General features: G+C 67.5%; 11 protein-coding genes, 2 tRNA genes and 1 pseudogene. 9 read left to right on the top strand and 5 right to left on the bottom strand.

The genetic code is table 11. From position 1 onward, the window contains the following. Positions 1–105: 105 nt before the first annotated feature. Positions 106–1131 carry a YlbL family protein gene (locus FEK34_RS18550; RefSeq protein ID WP_171048278.1) on the top strand — a complete coding sequence of 342 codons (1026 nt, stop codon included), beginning with the start codon at positions 106–108 and terminating at the stop codon, positions 1129–1131. Between the two features lie 37 nt (positions 1132–1168). On the opposite strand, the gene FEK34_RS18545 is transcribed toward FEK34_RS18550, so the two are convergent. Next, positions 1169–1726, bottom strand: coding sequence for a PPA1309 family protein (locus FEK34_RS18545; protein WP_138449841.1), 558 nt, complete (start codon positions 1724–1726; stop codon positions 1169–1171). A 543-nt stretch (positions 1727–2269) separates the two neighbouring features. Here FEK34_RS18545 and FEK34_RS18540 point away from each other — a divergent pair. Continuing rightward, positions 2270–5272, top strand: a complete 3003-nt coding sequence (locus FEK34_RS18540; RefSeq protein ID WP_138449255.1) for a UPF0182 family protein — start codon at positions 2270–2272, stop codon at positions 5270–5272. 158 nt (positions 5273–5430) lie between these two features. Here the strand turns inward: FEK34_RS18540 and FEK34_RS18535 are convergent. Continuing rightward, positions 5431–5763 (bottom strand): annotated as a pseudogene (locus tag FEK34_RS18535) (transglycosylase family protein); the annotation flags it as partial. Positions 5764–6363: 600 nt separating this feature from the next. Between FEK34_RS18535 and FEK34_RS18530 the strand changes: the two are divergent. The 3 genes from FEK34_RS18530 to FEK34_RS18520 all read left to right on the top strand — a co-directional run bounded on the left by FEK34_RS18530 (position 6364) and on the right by FEK34_RS18520 (position 8051). Then, positions 6364–6437 (top strand) — tRNA-Met (locus tag FEK34_RS18530). A gap of 651 nt (positions 6438–7088) precedes the next feature. Next, positions 7089–7162: transfer RNA gene (locus tag FEK34_RS18525), tRNA-Met, on the top strand. A gap of 148 nt (positions 7163–7310) precedes the next feature. Then, positions 7311–8051, top strand: a complete 741-nt coding sequence (locus tag FEK34_RS18520; RefSeq protein WP_171048277.1) for a TetR/AcrR family transcriptional regulator — start codon at positions 7311–7313, stop codon at positions 8049–8051. A gap of 9 nt (positions 8052–8060) precedes the next feature. On the opposite strand, the gene FEK34_RS18515 is transcribed toward FEK34_RS18520, so the two are convergent. Both FEK34_RS18515 and aztA read right to left on the bottom strand, forming a co-directional pair. Further along, positions 8061–9059, bottom strand: a complete 999-nt coding sequence (locus FEK34_RS18515) for an AurF N-oxygenase family protein (protein ID WP_138449252.1) — start codon at positions 9057–9059, stop codon at positions 8061–8063. Between the two features lie 128 nt (positions 9060–9187). Beyond that, entirely contained in the window at positions 9188–9862 is a 675-nt protein-coding gene (aztA, locus tag FEK34_RS18510; RefSeq protein ID WP_138449250.1) for a zinc ABC transporter ATP-binding protein AztA, read from the bottom strand. A 60-nt stretch (positions 9863–9922) separates the two neighbouring features. On the opposite strand from aztA, the gene aztB reads away from it, so the two are divergent. The 4 genes from aztB (at position 9923) to FEK34_RS18490 (ending at position 15012) form a co-directional block, all read left to right on the top strand. After that, positions 9923–11917: a zinc ABC transporter permease AztB gene (aztB, locus tag FEK34_RS18505; protein WP_138449248.1), complete on the top strand. Its 1995-nt coding sequence runs from the start codon at positions 9923–9925 to the stop codon at positions 11915–11917. Beyond that, a complete protein-coding gene (gene aztC, locus FEK34_RS18500) occupies positions 11914–12828 on the top strand; it encodes a zinc ABC transporter substrate-binding protein AztC (protein ID WP_138449245.1) in 915 nt (304 codons plus the stop codon). The genes aztB and aztC overlap by 4 nt, the downstream gene beginning before the upstream one ends. Before the next feature lie 56 nt (positions 12829–12884). After that, positions 12885–14039: a zinc metallochaperone AztD gene (gene aztD / locus FEK34_RS18495; RefSeq protein WP_138449243.1), complete on the top strand. Its 1155-nt coding sequence runs from the start codon at positions 12885–12887 to the stop codon at positions 14037–14039. A 160-nt stretch (positions 14040–14199) separates the two neighbouring features. Continuing rightward, a complete protein-coding gene (locus FEK34_RS18490) occupies positions 14200–15012 on the top strand; it encodes a class I SAM-dependent methyltransferase (RefSeq protein WP_138449241.1) in 813 nt (270 codons plus the stop codon). A 71-nt stretch (positions 15013–15083) separates the two neighbouring features. Here the strand turns inward: FEK34_RS18490 and FEK34_RS18485 are convergent, their stop codons facing one another. Beyond that, on the bottom strand, positions 15084–15929 hold the full coding sequence (locus tag FEK34_RS18485; protein WP_138449238.1) for a nuclear transport factor 2 family protein: 846 nt from the start codon (positions 15927–15929) through the stop codon (positions 15084–15086). Positions 15930–16017 lie beyond the last annotated feature (88 nt).

The following is a 16017-nucleotide window of genomic DNA, read 5'->3' as shown; positions in this document are numbered from 1 at the left end:
CACCCATCCGTGAACGCGCTCACGGCAACCCGGCCCGGCACCCGCGAACCGCCAAACCTCCGCCGGTGCCGCCCCGCCACGGCAGCGCTCGCTACTGTTGGCCGCGTGAATCGTCGGATCATCACTCTGCTCGTCGCGTTGATCCCGGTGCTCGTGCTGGGCGTCGCGGGGAGCTGGTTCAACGTGCCCTTCGTCGCACTCGGCCCTGGGCCCACGTTCAACACACTCGGCGAAGTGGACGGCAAACAGGTCGTCGACGTCACCGGTGTCGAGGTGGATCCGACCACCGGCAACCTCAATATGACAACCGTCTCCGTGCGCGACGGTCTCAATATCTTCGAGGCGATCGGTTTCTGGGTGAGCGGTGAGCACGGGCTGGTGCCGCGCTCGGAGGTCTATCCGCCCGGGGTGTCGCGTGAGGAGATCGACAAGTCCAACCAGCAGGACTTCAAGGACTCCGAGAGCAACGCCGAAGTCGCGGCGATGAACTTCCTCGGCCTGCCCACCGTTGTGCTCGCGCGCACCGTCGCCGACAACGGCCCGGCCAAGGCGGTGCTGGAGGAAGGCGACCAGATCGTCAGCATCAACGGTGTCCCGATGAACGAGCCGAAGGACGTCGTCGACGCGATCGGGAAACTGCCGCCGGGAAGCAAGATCACCATGGTGATCCGCCGCGACGATGCCGAGCAGACCGTCGAGGTGACCCTGGGCGCGCGTGAGGACGATCCGAACAAGGGCTACCTCGGCGTCACCCCAGGTGAAGGCGCCCGTCCGCCCATGGAGGTCACCTTCAACCTCGCCGACATCGGCGGGCCGTCGGCGGGCCTGATGTTCAGCCTGGCGCTGATCGACAAGCTCACTCCCGGCGAACTGGACGGCGGCACGTTCGTCGCGGGCACCGGCTCCATCGACCAGGACGGCAAAGTCGGTCCGATCGGCGGCATCCAGTACAAGATGATGGCCGCGCGCGAGGCGGGCGCCGAAACCTTCCTGGTGCCCGCCGCCAACTGCAACGAGGCCAGGCAGCGCACCCCCGACGGGCTGCGCCTGGTCAAGGTCGAAAACCTCGCGGGCGCGGTGCAGTCGCTGGAGGATCTCAGCGCCGGTCGTGAGACGGTGACCTGCGGATAGTCACCGTTCACGGGGATCGGTCCGTACCCGCGCCGGATCAGTCCAGCGTGGCCTGCAACGCCTCGACCACGTTCGACGCCAGATTCGGATACGTCCGCAGCTCGAGATCGGCGAACTCGTCGGCATCGTCATCGGGGCGCACCTGAAGCAGGCACAGCGTGCTGCCCTCCCGCAACGCCGCCGCGAACAGACGGGCCTCCCGCCGCTCCGGGTGCGCGTGCGCGGCGGCCCGGCCCGCGGCATCGGCGGCATCGTCGTCGGCGAGCAACGGCGTCAACGCGTCATCGAGGGTGCTCTCCGCCGTCGGCGGCAACACCACGATCTCCTGCACCAGCACGCAACCGGCGACCGCGGGCGGCCAGCTGGTGGTGGCGAGGACCTCCTCCAACGCGATCGACCCGCCGGTCACATCCTCCGGAAACGGCTCCTGCGCAATAGGAGTCAACTCGTCGCCGGCATCGACCTGATCGGCAAGACCAGGCTCGGCCGCCACCAGATCGGCCGTCGGCACCAGCGCGAACATCTGCGGCGGACGCCCCCACCCCTCGGCGTCGACGAACTCGGCCACCTCCCGGACCGACCGGGCGAGGATCATTTCAGCATGCAGGTCAGCGCTCACTGTGCCTATTTTGCGCCGCCTGCGGCGTCGCGGGTTCGCGGGGCTGTGTTTGATCGGCGGCGCCTGCGGCACCGCGGGTTCGCGGCCCCTGGGTGTCTCGCGTTTCCGCTGCCGCTGCTTGCCTTCGGCTTGCGCAGCGGCAGCGGAAACGCGAGACGGGCCGCGAACTTTGGGGCTCGGTCTCGCTTCGCTCGAAAAATGGGGTTCACCGGCCGTTGTGTCTGGTTGCGAGCGTCTCGTGTGGTTCAGAGCTGGGTGCGACCGGACCTCGTTGGACTCTCGCTCTCGTACGGAACTGGCTACGACCTGCCGTTGTATCGGGCGGCGCAGGTCTCCGGAGAGCGGGTACGCATGCGGCGGTCGCTGCTGTGGCGGCGGCGCGACGATCGCGTTCCCGCCCTGCCGCCTGTGCGGTGTCCGATTTCCGTAGAGTGGGCGCCAACGGTCCGAAATGGACCAATCGAACATCGGACTGCGGCGTGCAGGCGTTGGCGCCGCCGGACCCTGGAGAGTGGCATCGTGGGCATGCGGCCCCCATCGGGCTTACCTTCGTTGTCCCGCCGCAGCCGTGTGCTGCTGGTGGCGGCCGTCGTATTGGCGGGGCTACTGCTGGTGGGACCGCGACTGGTCGACACCTATACGAACTGGTTGTGGTTCGGTGAGGTCGGATTCCGTGACGTCTACGTCACGGTGCTGTGGACCAGAATCGCGATCTTCGCCGTGGTGGGGCTGCTGGTCGGGCTGGTGGTGTGGGCGGCGCTGATGCTGGCCTACCGCTCGCGGCCGGTCTTCGTCCCGACGGCCGGGCCCAACGATCCGATCGCGCGCTACCGCACCACCGTGATGAGCAGGCTTCGGCTGTTCGGCATCGGCATCCCGGTGCTGCTCGGCGTGCTGTCGGGGCTGGTGGCGCAATCGAATTGGGTCACCGTGCAGCTGTTCCTGCACGGCGGCTCCTTCGGCGAGACCGATCCGGAGTTCAACCTCGACGTCGGCTTCTACGCCTTCGATCTGCCGTTCTACCGGATGATCCTGAACTGGCTGTTCGTCGCGATCGTCATCGCGTTCTTCGCGAACCTGGTCACCCACTACGTCTTCGGCGGGCTGCGCCTGTCCGGCCGCGAAGGCACCCTCACCAACGCCGCGCGGATCCAGCTCGCGGTGATCGCCGGAACCTTCGTGCTGCTCAAAGCCATCGCGTACTGGTTCGACCGGTACGAGCTGCTGATGAGCAGCCGTAAGGAACCCACCTTCAACGGTGCCTCGTTCACCGACATCAACTCGGTGCTGCCGGCCAAACTGATCCTGATGTCGATCGCGATCATCTGCGCCATCGCCTTCTTCGCCGGCATCGTGCTGCGCGATCTGCGCGTGCCCGCGATGGCGGCGGCGCTGCTGGTGCTGTCCTCGGTGCTGGTCGGGGCGGTCTGGCCGCTGATGGTCGAGCAGTTCTCGGTGCGCCCGAACGCGGCGGAGAAGGAAAGCGAGTACATCGAGCGCAATATCGCCGCCACCCGCAAGGCCTACGGGATCACCGACGACAAGATCGATTACGTCGCCTACTCGGGCGAGAGCAGCAAGAACCCCTCGAGCGTCCCGGTCGACCACGCCACCATCGCCAATGCGCGGCTGCTCGATCCGAACATCCTGTCGCCGACGTTCACCCAGCTGCGTCAGCTGAAGAACTTCTACGGCTTCCCCGAGTCGCTGGATATCGACCGCTACACGATCAACGGTGAGGTCCAGGACTTCATCGTCGGCGCACGCGAGCTGTCGCCGTCGTCGCTGACCGGCAACCAGACCGACTGGATCAACAAGCACACCGTCTACACCCACGGCAACGGCTTCGTGGCCGCGCCCGCCAACCGCGTCAACCGGCCGCAGTCCGACGATCCCAACGCCGCCGGCGGCAGTAGCGATTCCGGCTATCCGATCTTCATGGTCAGCGACCTGTCCACGAAGAAGGAAGACCAGCGCATCAAGGTCGATCAGCCGCGCATCTACTACGGCGAGCTGATCTCCCAGTCGAACCCGGACTATGCGATCGTCGGCGCCACCGAGGGCCAGACTCCCCGTGAATACGACACCGACAATGCCCGCTTCACCTACGACGGTTCCGGTGGCGTGCCGATCGGCAACTGGTTCAACCGGCTGGCCTTCGCCGCCAAGTACGCCGAGCGCAACATCCTGTTCTCCTCGGCCATCGGCGAGGAGTCCAAGATCCTCTACAACCGCGATCCGCGTGAGCGGGTGCAGAAGGTGGCGCCGTGGCTGACCACCGACGGCAACACCTACCCGTCGGTCGTCGACGGGCGCATCGTCTGGATCGTTGACGCCTACACCACGCTGGACAACTACCCCTACGCGCAGATTTCCTCGCTGGAAGGCGCCGTGGAGGACAGCATCGACCGCAAGACCGGCCGCCTGCTGCCGCGCAAGGAGGTCAGCTACATCCGCAACTCGGTCAAGGCGACCGTCGACGCCTACGACGGCACGGTGACCCTGTACGAGGTGGATTCCTCCGATCCGGTGCTGAAGGCGTGGCGCGGGGTGTTCCCGGACGCGGTGAAGCCGGCCAGTGAGATCAGCCCCGAGCTGCGCGAGCACTTCCGCTATCCGGAGGATCTGTTCAAGGTGCAGCGCGAGATGCTGACCAAGTACCACGTCGACGATCCGCGCGAGTTCTTCACCAACAACGCGTTCTGGTCGGTGCCCGCCGACCCGACCGTCGAGGGCGTGACCGCCAGCCAGCCGCCGTACTACGTGCTGCTCGGCGATCCGGAGACCGGCAAGCCGGTGTTCAACCTGACCAGCGCGATGGTCGGCTACAACCGGCAGTTCCTGTCGGCCTATATCTCGGTGCGCTCCGATCCGGAGGGTTACGGCAAGTTCCGCATCCTGCAATTGCCGACCGATACTCAGACCCAGGGTCCGCAGCAGACGCAGAACACGATGACGACGGCGCCGCAGGTCTCCCAGGAGAAGACCCTGCTGTCGAACTCCAACAAGATCAGATACGGCAATCTGCTGACCTTGCCGGTCGCCGACGGCGGCATCCTCTATGTCGAGCCGTTCTACAACGAGCGCAATACCGGACCCAACACCGCGACCTTCCCGCAGCTGCTGCGGGTGCTGGTCAGCTACCGCGATCAGGCGGGCAGTGTGAAGGTCGGTTACGCCTCGACGCTGGCCGAGGCACTGAATCAGGTGCTGCCGGGCGCGGGTGCGCTGGCCACTCCGCCGGGCGGTGATCCGGCGATCCGGCCGCAGCCGGGTACGGCGCCCCCGGTCGAGGGTTCGACGCCGCCACCGGCGGAGAACGGCGCACCGCCGCCGGCCGAGGGTTCGACACCGCCACCGCCTGCCGGTTCCTCGGGAGCCAAGGATGCCGCGGCCGCCGAGCTGGACCGCAAGATCGAGGCCGTGCGCACCGCGATGCGGACGGGCAACTTCGCGGACTTCGGCAAGGCGCTCGATGAACTGGAGGCCGCGGTCAAGGCCTACCAGGACGCCGGCCGCTGATCCGGTGAGCGCGGGTTCGAGGGCGCGGGTTCGATCCCGCGCCCTCGCTCACCGGTCGCCGACCAGCTGACGACGCAGAAACGGCGCTGTCATCCACTGGATGACAGCGCCGTTTCGTTTGCGCTGCTGAGTCAGGCGTCAGACGCCTGCTGAACTCAGAGGTAGGCGCCGCACACCGGCCAGGCGCCGGGGCCCTGGGTGGCCAGCACGTTCTCGGCCACGCGGATCTGCTCTTCGCGGCTCGCGTTGTGCGCGTAGCCGGTGCCACCGTTGGCCTCCCAGGTGCTCTGCGAGAACTGCAGGCCGCCGTAGTAGCCGTTACCGGTGTTGATGGACCAGTCGCCGCCGCTCTCGCAGGCCGCGACAGCGTCCCAGTTGCCCGAGTAGGCCGAAGCGGTGGCGGTGGAAAGACCGAACGGGACGGCAACGAGAGCCCCAGCAATGGCGGTCAGGCCGAGGGCGCGGGTGCTGAACTTCCGGTTCTTAGTCATGTGGTTTCCCTCCCTGTGCCCACCAGCGCGGCGGATGTTCTCCGTCGGCCCCTGTCCCCAGGTGTGATGTCGGGGTACTCCGAACCGCGGGACAGGGTCTCCGGTGTTCTTCGGTTCGGGTTCTAGCCCATCTCGGTTTGATCCGGGCCGTGGCAACGACGGTAACGAACAAATCTCGTTCGATCACGTCTTGATAACTTCCAATTTATTGCCGGTGAATCCACGTGAATCGGTAGCATTAGAGCGTATTCGCTGGTGAGAAACAGGATTCGCCCTTACCCAATGGCGATTGTGATAACACCGTTATGTGTTCGGGATCACTCCGAAATCGTTGCCCCGGTCACACGATCGGCCCGTTTCAGTGGCTCGCTATCGCCCGGCAACCCGGTCTCGGTGCCTGCGCCTCGGTGGTGGGACGGCAAGGCCGACCGCCGGCTCCGGTCATCGGTGAACGCGTCGAACAAGTCGCTTCGTGGTCGCCGGCCGTCGTCTGCCCGGCCGTCATCGAGTTGATCGGCGCGGGTCGAGTAGTGCGGAAAATGTGTCTGACCTGCTGGTTTGCGATCGCCGCGAACCCGTGTGTAATGTTGTGTTCACCGACGCGGGGTGGAGCAGCTCGGTAGCTCGCTGGGCTCATAACCCAGAGGTCGCAGGTTCAAATCCTGTCCCCGCTACTACAGACCAGGCCCGGAGGCGCCAGCCTCCGGGCCTGGTCTTTTGCTATGCCGAGTCCCGATCCGGCCGCGTGCCGGGTGGCTCGCCGAGTGCATGGCGGCCTATCGGCCCGACCCCCGCAAACCGGCAAGTATCCAGCAGCTCGGCGGCAAGACCGAATATCGCTGACCGAAAGATAATTCAGAAGCATTCGCTGCACGCCTCCAGCCGAATAGTGCAGGGCTCGTGCGGAACCTCCTCGAACCCACTCGCAATTCGCGCGACCTACTGTTGCGATCCGGCCTCGACGCGCCGAGCCGGGGCGGACCGCGCGGGCGCTGTCGCTGGCCGGTCGGCGAGGAGAGGTTGCGGCCGACCGCAGCTCGCTCGACGCGGTAAAGACGCCACCACGACCGTGACGGCGGAACCGGCAGCGCCGCGCATGATGGACTCACGCCAGCAGGCCGGTTCATCTGCGAGGTGGGTGATGTCCTGGACGCCCTGCCCGGATGACGCCCGGCCAGGCGCGCTCGAGGCCCCGAGCCGACGCATCGGCTGCTCTCAGGAACCGGGAGTCGTGCGGCCTCGCACCCTGCTGACCACACGAAATGTCCCGCCACCGCAGTCGATTACGTTCTCGAGCCGCAGGTGTGTAAGCTGGTGTTTACCGACGCGGGGTGGAGCAGCTCGGTAGCTCGCTGGGCTCATAACCCAGAGGTCGCAGGTTCAAATCCTGTCCCCGCTACAACCGTGGCCCGGAACCCCAGGTTCCGGGCCATAACCATTTTCGGCCCCGCTGAGCCGGATCTACGCGAGCCCACACCACCGGTACCGCGATGGCCGCCCCGGCGCATCGCCACGGGGGCGGTGCCTGCCTCGGTACACTGCCTGGCATGTCGGTGGTTTCGCCGCAACCGCAGATACCGGGGGCGGTCAGTGGCTATGAGGCTCGCTGGGAGCGGCACAACAGCGAGCGCCAGCTGACGATCCTGCGGGCCGCGGTCGAACTGCTCGAGGAGAGTCCGCCCGGGGCGGATATCCCGGTGCATCGCATCGCCAAACGGGCCGGAGTGGCCAAATCGGTGGTATATCGGCAGTTCAGCGGACGCGAAGAGCTGGACCGGCGCATCCGGTCCTACCTGATCGACGATTTCGCCGCCGAGCTCGACGAACAACTCGACATGTCCACCGGCTCGGTGCGCGAGATCCTCACCCGCACCATCCGCGCGGTCGCGGACTGGATGTCGGACCACCCGCGACTGACCGAATTCGCCCGGACGGGCCCGGCGTACGAGGGTGAAGACACCGTCGACGCCGTGGCCCGCCTGAAATTGCGGATAGCCGCCCGCGGCAGCGAGCTGATCGCCACGGTCGCCCAACTGATGGGCACCGACTCCAGTCCCTTCGATTCGGTGCCGTTCGCGGTCGTGACGATGGTCGAGGGCGTGCTGTCGACCTGGGTATCGGATCCGGCGCCGGATCGAACCAGAGCGCAGGTCGTCGACGAACTCGCAACCATCACATGGTTCGTACTCGATGGCGCGGCCAGGACCAGCGGCATACACGTCGATCCCGACCGCGAACTGTCCTCGATCCTGCGTGATTTCAGCGGGCCCGGCGCACCCTCCGGCTGACCTGCACAGTCAAGCCGCGTGCCGGACCCGGCGGTCGGGCTCGCTGCGGTAGCGGGCGTGATCGCCGCCGATGCCGAGCGCATTCCACAACCGCCGCGTGACCGGGTTCATCAACCCGATCTCGTCGGCCAGCGCCCGCATATCACCGAAGTAGCCGGACAGGATCTTGCGTGACTGCGGGCTGCGCCAGAACGCTTCCTTGATCACTTCGCGGGGAATGTCGAACTTCTCCGCGAACGAGCGTGGCGGGGCGATGATCTCGCCGGCGAGCCAGCGCATGGCCAGCGGGAACGCGATCGCGCAGACCTGGGTGCTGACCGGGTTCATCTTCGCGATATGCGCCTTGAGGAACTCGCCGGCGAACGAGATGTGGCGAGCCTCCTCGGCGATGTGGATCTCCATGGTGCGCAACACCATCGGCGGCAGATTCGCGCCATCGCGGATCAGCGCCTTCTGGAAGTGGTCGATCGGTTCCTCACCGCCGAGGATGCCGATGAACAAGATGACGTGCGCGTATCCGCCTGCCACGCCGATGAACGGCGACAGTGCCCGGAAGATCGGCCGCATGCCCGGCACATCCACGCCGATCCGGTTGACCAGCTCCTGGAACATCTGGATGTGGTTGCACTCTTCGGTCATCTCGTGCAGGCAGTAGCGGAACTCCGGCGACCCGTTGGGCAGCTTCATGATGTACTGCATCATTCCGCGGATCAGGATCGTCTCGAACGCGGCGCCGACCTTGATGGAGTTCGCGATGCGCCAGCGGCCGATCTCGATCTGCCGCTCGAGCGGCTGGCTCCGGTACCACTGGGTGGCGCCGAGCGGATCGATCTCCGGTGAGAGGACCCAGCGTGGGTCCTTCGGATCGATGGCCAGTTCCGGTGAATCCCAGTCGATGTCCAGGTATGGGTCGAAGCGCCGGTTGACCGACCCTTCCGACAGTGTCTGGAGAGCGTCTCGGTAGTCCTTACCGACATCGTGGGTGAGCGGCACAGTCGACGGCGTCATCGGAGTCTCCTCGTGCGTGTGGTGTAGGTCTCGCTATAGACCAATTTACTGAGACTAGACGTCTCAGTAAACCCCACATACAGGCCGGTATGAAATTGATGCCGCTGTCAGCGGTGGGAACGGCCTGATCAGGACGAACGTGCCAGCAGCGTGGTTCGTGGTTCGCCTTCGCTCACGGCGTGTCCGTCGCGCAGGTGTACGCAGTGGTCGGCGCGCAAGGCGTCGTCCAGATCGTGTGTCGCGTGCACGACGGTCACGCCCGCCGCGCTGACCTCGGCGATCGTGCGAGTGATCTGTTCGCGGGCTTCGAGGTCGAGCCCGGTCGTCGGCTCGTCGAGTAGCAGCAGCGGTGACTGCTGGGCCAAGGCTTGGGCCAGCAGCGCGCGTTGGCGCTGCCCGCCGGAGAGGGTGTCGAGGCGGCGGTCGGCCAGGTCGGTAATGGCGAGGCGATCCAGGCATTCGTCGACGATCGCGTGGTCGCCGCCGCTGAGCCTGCGCCACGGCCCGCGATGGGCCCAGCGGCCCATCGCCACCGTCTCGCGGACGGTGATCGGCAGAGTCGGCGGGACCGCGCTTTGCTGCACGACCAAGGCGGGGCGAAGGCCGTCGCGTCCGGTGATGGTTCCGGCCAGCGGCGGCACCACGCCGGCGAGCACGGCCAGCAGTGTGGATTTGCCGGACCCGTTGGGTCCGAGCAGGGCGGTGACCTTGCCGTTCGGGAGGGTCGCGGAAACCTCGTGCAGTACCCGATGGCCCTGGTAGCCCGCGCTGATTCCGGTCAGTCGGATATCCGGTGTTTGCACGATGCGACTCCCGTCACTTAACTTGTAATGAAAATCGTTTCCATTCTAGGGTGTCGCATCATGGATTGGCTATTCGCCCCGTTCGAGGTGTCTTTCGTGCAGCGGGCGCTGTGGGGCGGATTGCTGGTCTCGTGCCTGTGCGCGATCGCCGGAACGTGGGTTGTGGTGCGCGGCATGGCCTTTCTCAGCGACGCGATGGCGCACGGCATGCTGCCCGGCGTCGCGATCGCCTCGCTGCTCGGCGGGAACCTGCTGCTGGGTGCGGCGGCGAGCGCAACCGCGATGGCGGCGGGAGTGACTGTGCTGAGCCGCAATCGGCGCCGATCGGCCGACACCGGCATCGGTCTGCTGTTCGTCGGCATGCTGGCTATCGGTGTGATCATCGTGTCGCGGTCGCAGTCTTTCGCGGTCGACCTCACCGGCTTCCTCTTCGGCGACGTCTTGGCGACGGGGCAGCGGGACCTGCTGTTCCTGCTGGCCGCCTTGCTGATTGCGCTGGTGGTCGCCGTGCTCGGGCATCGCGCCTTCCTCGCGCTCACTTTCGACCCGCGCACCGCGCAGACCCTCGGGTTGGCGCCACGGCGCGCTCAGTTCGCGCTCGTCGGTCTGCTCACCCTCGCCATCGTGGCGTCGTTTCATATCGTCGGGACGCTGCTGGTGTTCGGGCTGCTCATCGCTCCGCCGGCCGCGGCGATGTTGTTCGCGCACCGGATTCCGATGGTGATGGCGCTGGCGGCGGTGTTCGGTTCGGCCGCGACGGTGATCGGGCTGCTCATCTCCTGGCATGCCGGTACGGCCGCGGGCGCGACTATCGCCGGGGCCGCGGTCGGGCTGTTTTTCCTGTCCGCGCTGGTCTCCCGGCTGCGGGAGCGGTTGAACCTGCGCACAGCGACCGCGCCGGTGACGGTGGCCGCGGCGTTGACGCTGGTCTTCCCGCTCATCGGCTGCGGCGCAGGCACCGAACCCGCGCCCGCCGAGCCGACGCCGCACGGCTATGTCGCAGGTGCGGAGGAGACGGCCGAGGCGCAGCCGAGACTGGTTGTCGCGGATCGCAATTCTGGAGCCGTCCGGGTGGTCGATCTGATCACCGAGGAGGTGATCGAACTCGGACCGGTTCCCGGTGTTACCGCGATCGCGGGCGACGGCCGCTACGCGTATCTGTCGGGTGCGGCGTCGACACAGGTGGTCGACAGCGGCAGCTGGATGGTCGATCACGGCGATCACGTGCACTATTACCGCGCCGCCGCGCGGGAGATCGGTCGGGTCGGCGCCGGTCCGGTGACGGCCGCGTACAGCGACAAGACGATCGCGACCGTCATCGGGGCGACGGGGTCGACCCTGCTGGATCGCGCTGCCCTGGACGAAGGTTCGGTGCGGGAACAGGGTGCGATTTCCGACGCGACCGTTGTCCCGTTCGCGGGGCGGCTGGTGGTCGCGTCGCGTTCGGGTCGTCTCGAGGTGCGTTCCCGTGACGGCGCCGAGGTGACCGCCCTCGACGCGCCGTGCCCGGATCCACGCGGCCAGGCAGGCACTCGCCGCGGCGTGGTGATCGGTTGCGCCGACGGGGCCGTGCTGGTGGCCGAGCAGGACGGACGTTTCGTCGCCACCAGGATTGCGCCGGCCGACGGCATGGTCGAGCCCGCGGACACGTTCTTCCACCGCCCAGCGAGCACCACCCTGGTGGCGCGCTCCGGCCCGGACGGTGTCGGGGTCCTCGATGTGAGCGCCCAGCGATGGACGCGCATCTCCACCGGGCCGGTGGTCGCGACCAACACCGCAGGGGCGGGCACGCCGATCATGGCGCTCACCGCAGACGGCGTCTTGCGCGGCTACGACCCGGTGACCGGCGCCGAGGTCGCCCGGACCACGGTGCTCGCCGCGCCGCTCGCGCCCGGTGCGGCGGCCCCGGTCATCGTGGTCGACGCCAATCGCGCCTACGTCAACGATCCGGCCGCGCGTGTCGTGCACGAGATCGACTACAACGACAACCTGCGTATCGCACGGACTTTCACCCTCGATATCGCACCGGAACTGATGGTGGAGACCGGCCGATGAGTGTTCTCGCCCGAATGATCGTCGCGTTGCTCGCCGCGATGATGGCCCTTACCGGATGCGCGGATTCCGGGCCTGACCGCGGTGGCGTCGTGGTGACCACCGACATTCTCGGCGACATCACCCAGGCGATCGTCGGTGACGCCGCCCCGGTGTCGGTCCTCATGCCGCGTGCGGGCGACCCGCATTCGTTCGCCGTATCGGCACAGCAGGCCGCCGGACTGGAGCGGGCGGGGTTGATCGTGGCCAACGGTCTCGGCCTGGAAGAGGGCGTGCTCCGGAACGTCGAGGCCGCCGCCGACGCCGGGGTGGCGACGGTGTACGTCGGGGCCGAGATCGACCCGATAGCTTTCGGTTCCGGAGCGACGGCAGGGCTGCCGGATCCGCATTTCTGGACCGATCCGCAGCGGGTGCGGCGTGCGGTCGAGGTCATCCGCGATCGGGTCGTCGCGCATGTGCCGGGAATCGATGCGGGTGTCGTCCGCGCGAACGCCGACCACTACCTGGCCGAGCTGGACGGGCTCGCCGCCTGGATGACCCAGCGCTTCGCGAGCATTCCGGCCGAGCGCCGCAACCTCGTCACCAATCACCACGTCTTCGGTTATCTGGCACAGCGTTTCGGATTCGCGGTGGTGGGTGCGGTGATACCGAGCGGCACCACCCTGGCCTCAGCGAGCCCATCGGATCTGGCGGACCTGGCCGCCACCATTCGCGATGCGGGCGTGCCCGCGGTCTTCGCGGATTCGGCGCAACCGGACCGGCTCGCGCGTGTACTCGCCGAACAGGCGGGCGTGCACGTCCGGGTGGTCGGGCTGCATTCGGAATCGCTGACCCCGCCCGGCCAGGGCGCGGGCAGCTATCTGGAGATGATGCGCGCCAATACCGAGGCCATCGTCAGCGGGCTGGCCCCGTGAACACCGGCGGTGCGTTCACGCCGAGAACTTCAGCAGTACAACGGAAACGGAGCAACATGCGTACTCGGACCCGCACCACAACGGTGGCGCTCTCGGGCCTGCTGACCGCGGCGGTCGCGCTCAGCGGCTGCGGCAGCGATGAGACAGAACAGGCGGCAGCGCCTGTCGAGGCCCCGCTCGCGGTCACCTACGACGGCGGCATCTACCTGCTCGACCCGGACACCCTCGCGACCACCGGCGATATCGCGCTGGACGGATTCAACCGGCTCAACCCGGCCGGCGACGACCGGCACATGCTGGTGTCCACCGCGGACGGCTTCCGGGTGCTCGACGCCGCCGACGGCCGATTCACCGGGGTCGACTTCCCCGCGGCGAAGCCGGGACACGTCGTCGTTCACGCCGGGCGCACTGTGCTGTTCGCCGACGGCAGCGGCGAAGTGACCTCCTTCGACCCCACCCGGCTGGGTGAGGACAAGCCCGAAACCCAGGTGTACAAGGCGCCCGCGCCGCATCACGGTGTCGCGATCGAAATGGCCAACGGCGAACTGGTGCTCACCGTCGGCACCGAGGAATCGCGCACCGGAATCGTGGTGCTCGACGCCGACCGCAAGGAGATCGCCCGCAACGAGGACTGCCCAGGCGTGCACGGTGAAGCGACCGCACAGGGCGAGGCCGTGGTCGTCGGCTGCCAGACCGGCGCGCTGATCTACCGCGACGGCAAGATCACCAAGGTCACCAGCCCGACACCGTACGGGCGGATCGGCAACCAGGCCGGCAGCGAGGTCTCGCCCATCGTGCTCGGCGACTACAAGCAGGACAAGGATGCCGAACTCGAACGCCCGCAGCAGATTTCGCTGATCGACACCACCACCGCCACGCTACGGCTGGTCGATATCGGCACCAGCTACACCTTCCGGTCGCTGGCTCGTGGCCCGCAGGGTGAAGCGCTCGTGCTCGGCACCGACGGCAAGATTCACGTCATCGACGCGGTCGCGGGCACGGTCACCAAGACCATCCCGGTCCTCGACCCGTGGCAGGAACCGCTGGAATGGCAGCAGCCGCGACCGGCGCTCTTCGTGCGCGACGGTATTGCCTACGTCACCGATACGGCAGCGAAGTCGGTGCACCGCGTCGACCTCGCCACCGGCGCGGTGACGGCCTCGGCGAGCCTGCCGGAGAGCCCGAACGAGCTCAGCGGCGTGAGTTCCTGACACCCATGAACCGAGGTCCCGGGCCGTCGGTGGTTTCGGCCGCCGACGGCCCGCCCGCATTTCGAGGAACCCTACCCGGGCCGATTCGTGGTTAGGCTACCCATACCCGAGATATCCCTCCTGGTAACGGCCGTCGCGGCGGCAGGAAGAGGTGGATCTGATGAGCGGTGACGTCGGGCTCAGCGGTATCCCGCTGACCATGCTGTGGACCTTGCACAACCGGGCCAGTGAGTCGTTGCGCGCCGACGCCGTGCTGCGCGATGCGGAATGCGTGCGCATCTACGAATCCATCGACTTCGACTACGAGGCGGCCTTCGGCAAACCCGACGGCACCCATGCCGTCCGCTCGCTGCGCTTCGACGAGGTACTGCGCCCCTGGCTGGCCGCTCATCCGGGCGGCACCGTCGTGGAACTGGCGGCCGGCCTGGAAACCCAGTTCCAGCGCTGCGACGACGGCACGGTGCGGTGGCTGTGTGTCGACGTGCCCGAGGCCATCGAGATCCGCGAGCGCTACCTGCCCGCGACCGACCGCTGCCGTCATCTGCCGGTCAGCGCGCTCGACCTGTCCTGGCTCGACCACGTCGAGGACCCGCAGCGCGGTGTGTTCGTCTCGGCGCAGGGGCTTTTCATGTACTTCGAGCCCGACGACGTACGCCGCCTGTGCGTGGCAATCGTCGAGCGCTTCCCCGGCGTCGAGCTGATGTTCGACACGATCCCGCCCTGGTTCTCCCGGAAAACCATGAAGGGCTACCGCAAGACGCCCGCCTACACGGCGCCGCCCATGCCGTGGGGCGTCGAGCGCAGCCGCATCGAAGGATTGCTGCGCCAGTGGAGCCCGAAGTTCGCCGAAATCCGGGTGAGGTCCTACGGCCCGTCCCACGGCGTACTCGCCGTCACCGCCCCCATCTTCGACCGCCTGCCGGTCCTACGCGACATCCCGCCCAGCATCGTCTGGACCCGCGCGCAACAGTAACCAACCCGACCCGCGCCCACTATCCTCACGCGGTTCCCGCATAGGTTGTGGCGTTTTTGACGGGTTGGAGCCTATGCGAGGGCGCCGGAACTTGTGCGAGGCTCGTCCGGCACCCGTTCGGTGAAGGCGGTGACGTGGTGGATTCGGGGGGCGTAGGGGGCGAATTCGAGGGTGATCACTGCGGGTGTGCCGGCCCGGAGCGCGCTCGTTGTGACGGATCGGCCGGCTGCGATCATCTTGCCGGGTTGCAGGCCCGCGCCCGCCCATGCGGTGAATTCGTCGGCGGAGACGATCGTGCCCGCGGGGCATTCGATGACGGTGCCCGCGCCGAGCAGTCTGCGGACGTGCGCGGTGTCGCCGGCGGTCGCCGCGTCGAACAGCTCCGTCGCCACCCGCTTGCCTGCCCGGCCGACGCCGGTGAAGCCGCGGGCCATGCCCGCCGCGCCGGCAAGACCTTGATTGCGTACCAGGGCCGCGCCGAGTTTCATGCCCGCGCCGAATCCCCGTGCGCCCGTGCGCAGTAGCTGCGCCACCATCGCCGGCAGCTCCCAGTGCGCGGCGAGATGGGTGATCCGCAGGTCGGCGTCGACCTCGGTCAGGTCGTAGCGCAGATGCATCGGCACCAGCACCTGCGCGCCGGTCGACATGGTGGTCAGGATGCTCAGATCGCGGACGACGACGCCGGGCCCGGTGAAGTCGTTGTCGACGCGGAACTCGATGGTGTTGGGTGCGATGAAGGTGTCGTAGAACCTCTCGATCGCCTCGCGACCGGTGTGCGGGCGCGCGCCGACCGGATCGCGGACGGTCGCATCGGGGGTGAACAGGCCGACCCAGGCCTGCCGGTCATGTGCGGCGACAGCCCGTGGCGAGGCCTTGACGGCGGCGAGCAGGCTCGCACCGGATGCGTCCAGGGGCACGGTAACTCCTTCGTCGAACCGACCGCGGCACCGCGGTCCTCCCCATGGTAGAACGAGTTCTAGTTTGCTGGCGCCCGGGACCGATGCC

It is taken from the genome of Nocardia cyriacigeorgica (assembly GCF_005863245.1).
Taxonomy (GTDB): domain Bacteria; phylum Actinomycetota; class Actinomycetes; order Mycobacteriales; family Mycobacteriaceae; genus Nocardia; species Nocardia cyriacigeorgica_C.
The sequence above is the reverse complement of the archived record's forward strand: the minus strand, read 5'-3'. Positions and strand labels throughout refer to the sequence as shown.

Coding starts and splice junctions, on each gene's coding strand:
- aztD (WP_138449243.1), top strand. CDS start 12,885: ATGCGTACTCGGACCCGCACCACAACGGTGGCGCTCTCGGGCCTGCTG.
- FEK34_RS18520 (WP_171048277.1), top strand. CDS start 7,311: ATGTCGGTGGTTTCGCCGCAACCGCAGATACCGGGGGCGGTCAGTGGC.
- FEK34_RS18490 (WP_138449241.1), top strand. CDS start 14,200: ATGAGCGGTGACGTCGGGCTCAGCGGTATCCCGCTGACCATGCTGTGG.
- FEK34_RS18545 (WP_138449841.1), bottom strand. CDS start 1,726: ATGATCCTCGCCCGGTCGGTCCGGGAGGTGGCCGAGTTCGTCGACGCC.
- aztC (WP_138449245.1), top strand. CDS start 11,914: ATGAGTGTTCTCGCCCGAATGATCGTCGCGTTGCTCGCCGCGATGATG.
- aztB (WP_138449248.1), top strand. CDS start 9,923: ATGGATTGGCTATTCGCCCCGTTCGAGGTGTCTTTCGTGCAGCGGGCG.
- FEK34_RS18515 (WP_138449252.1), bottom strand. CDS start 9,059: ATGACGCCGTCGACTGTGCCGCTCACCCACGATGTCGGTAAGGACTAC.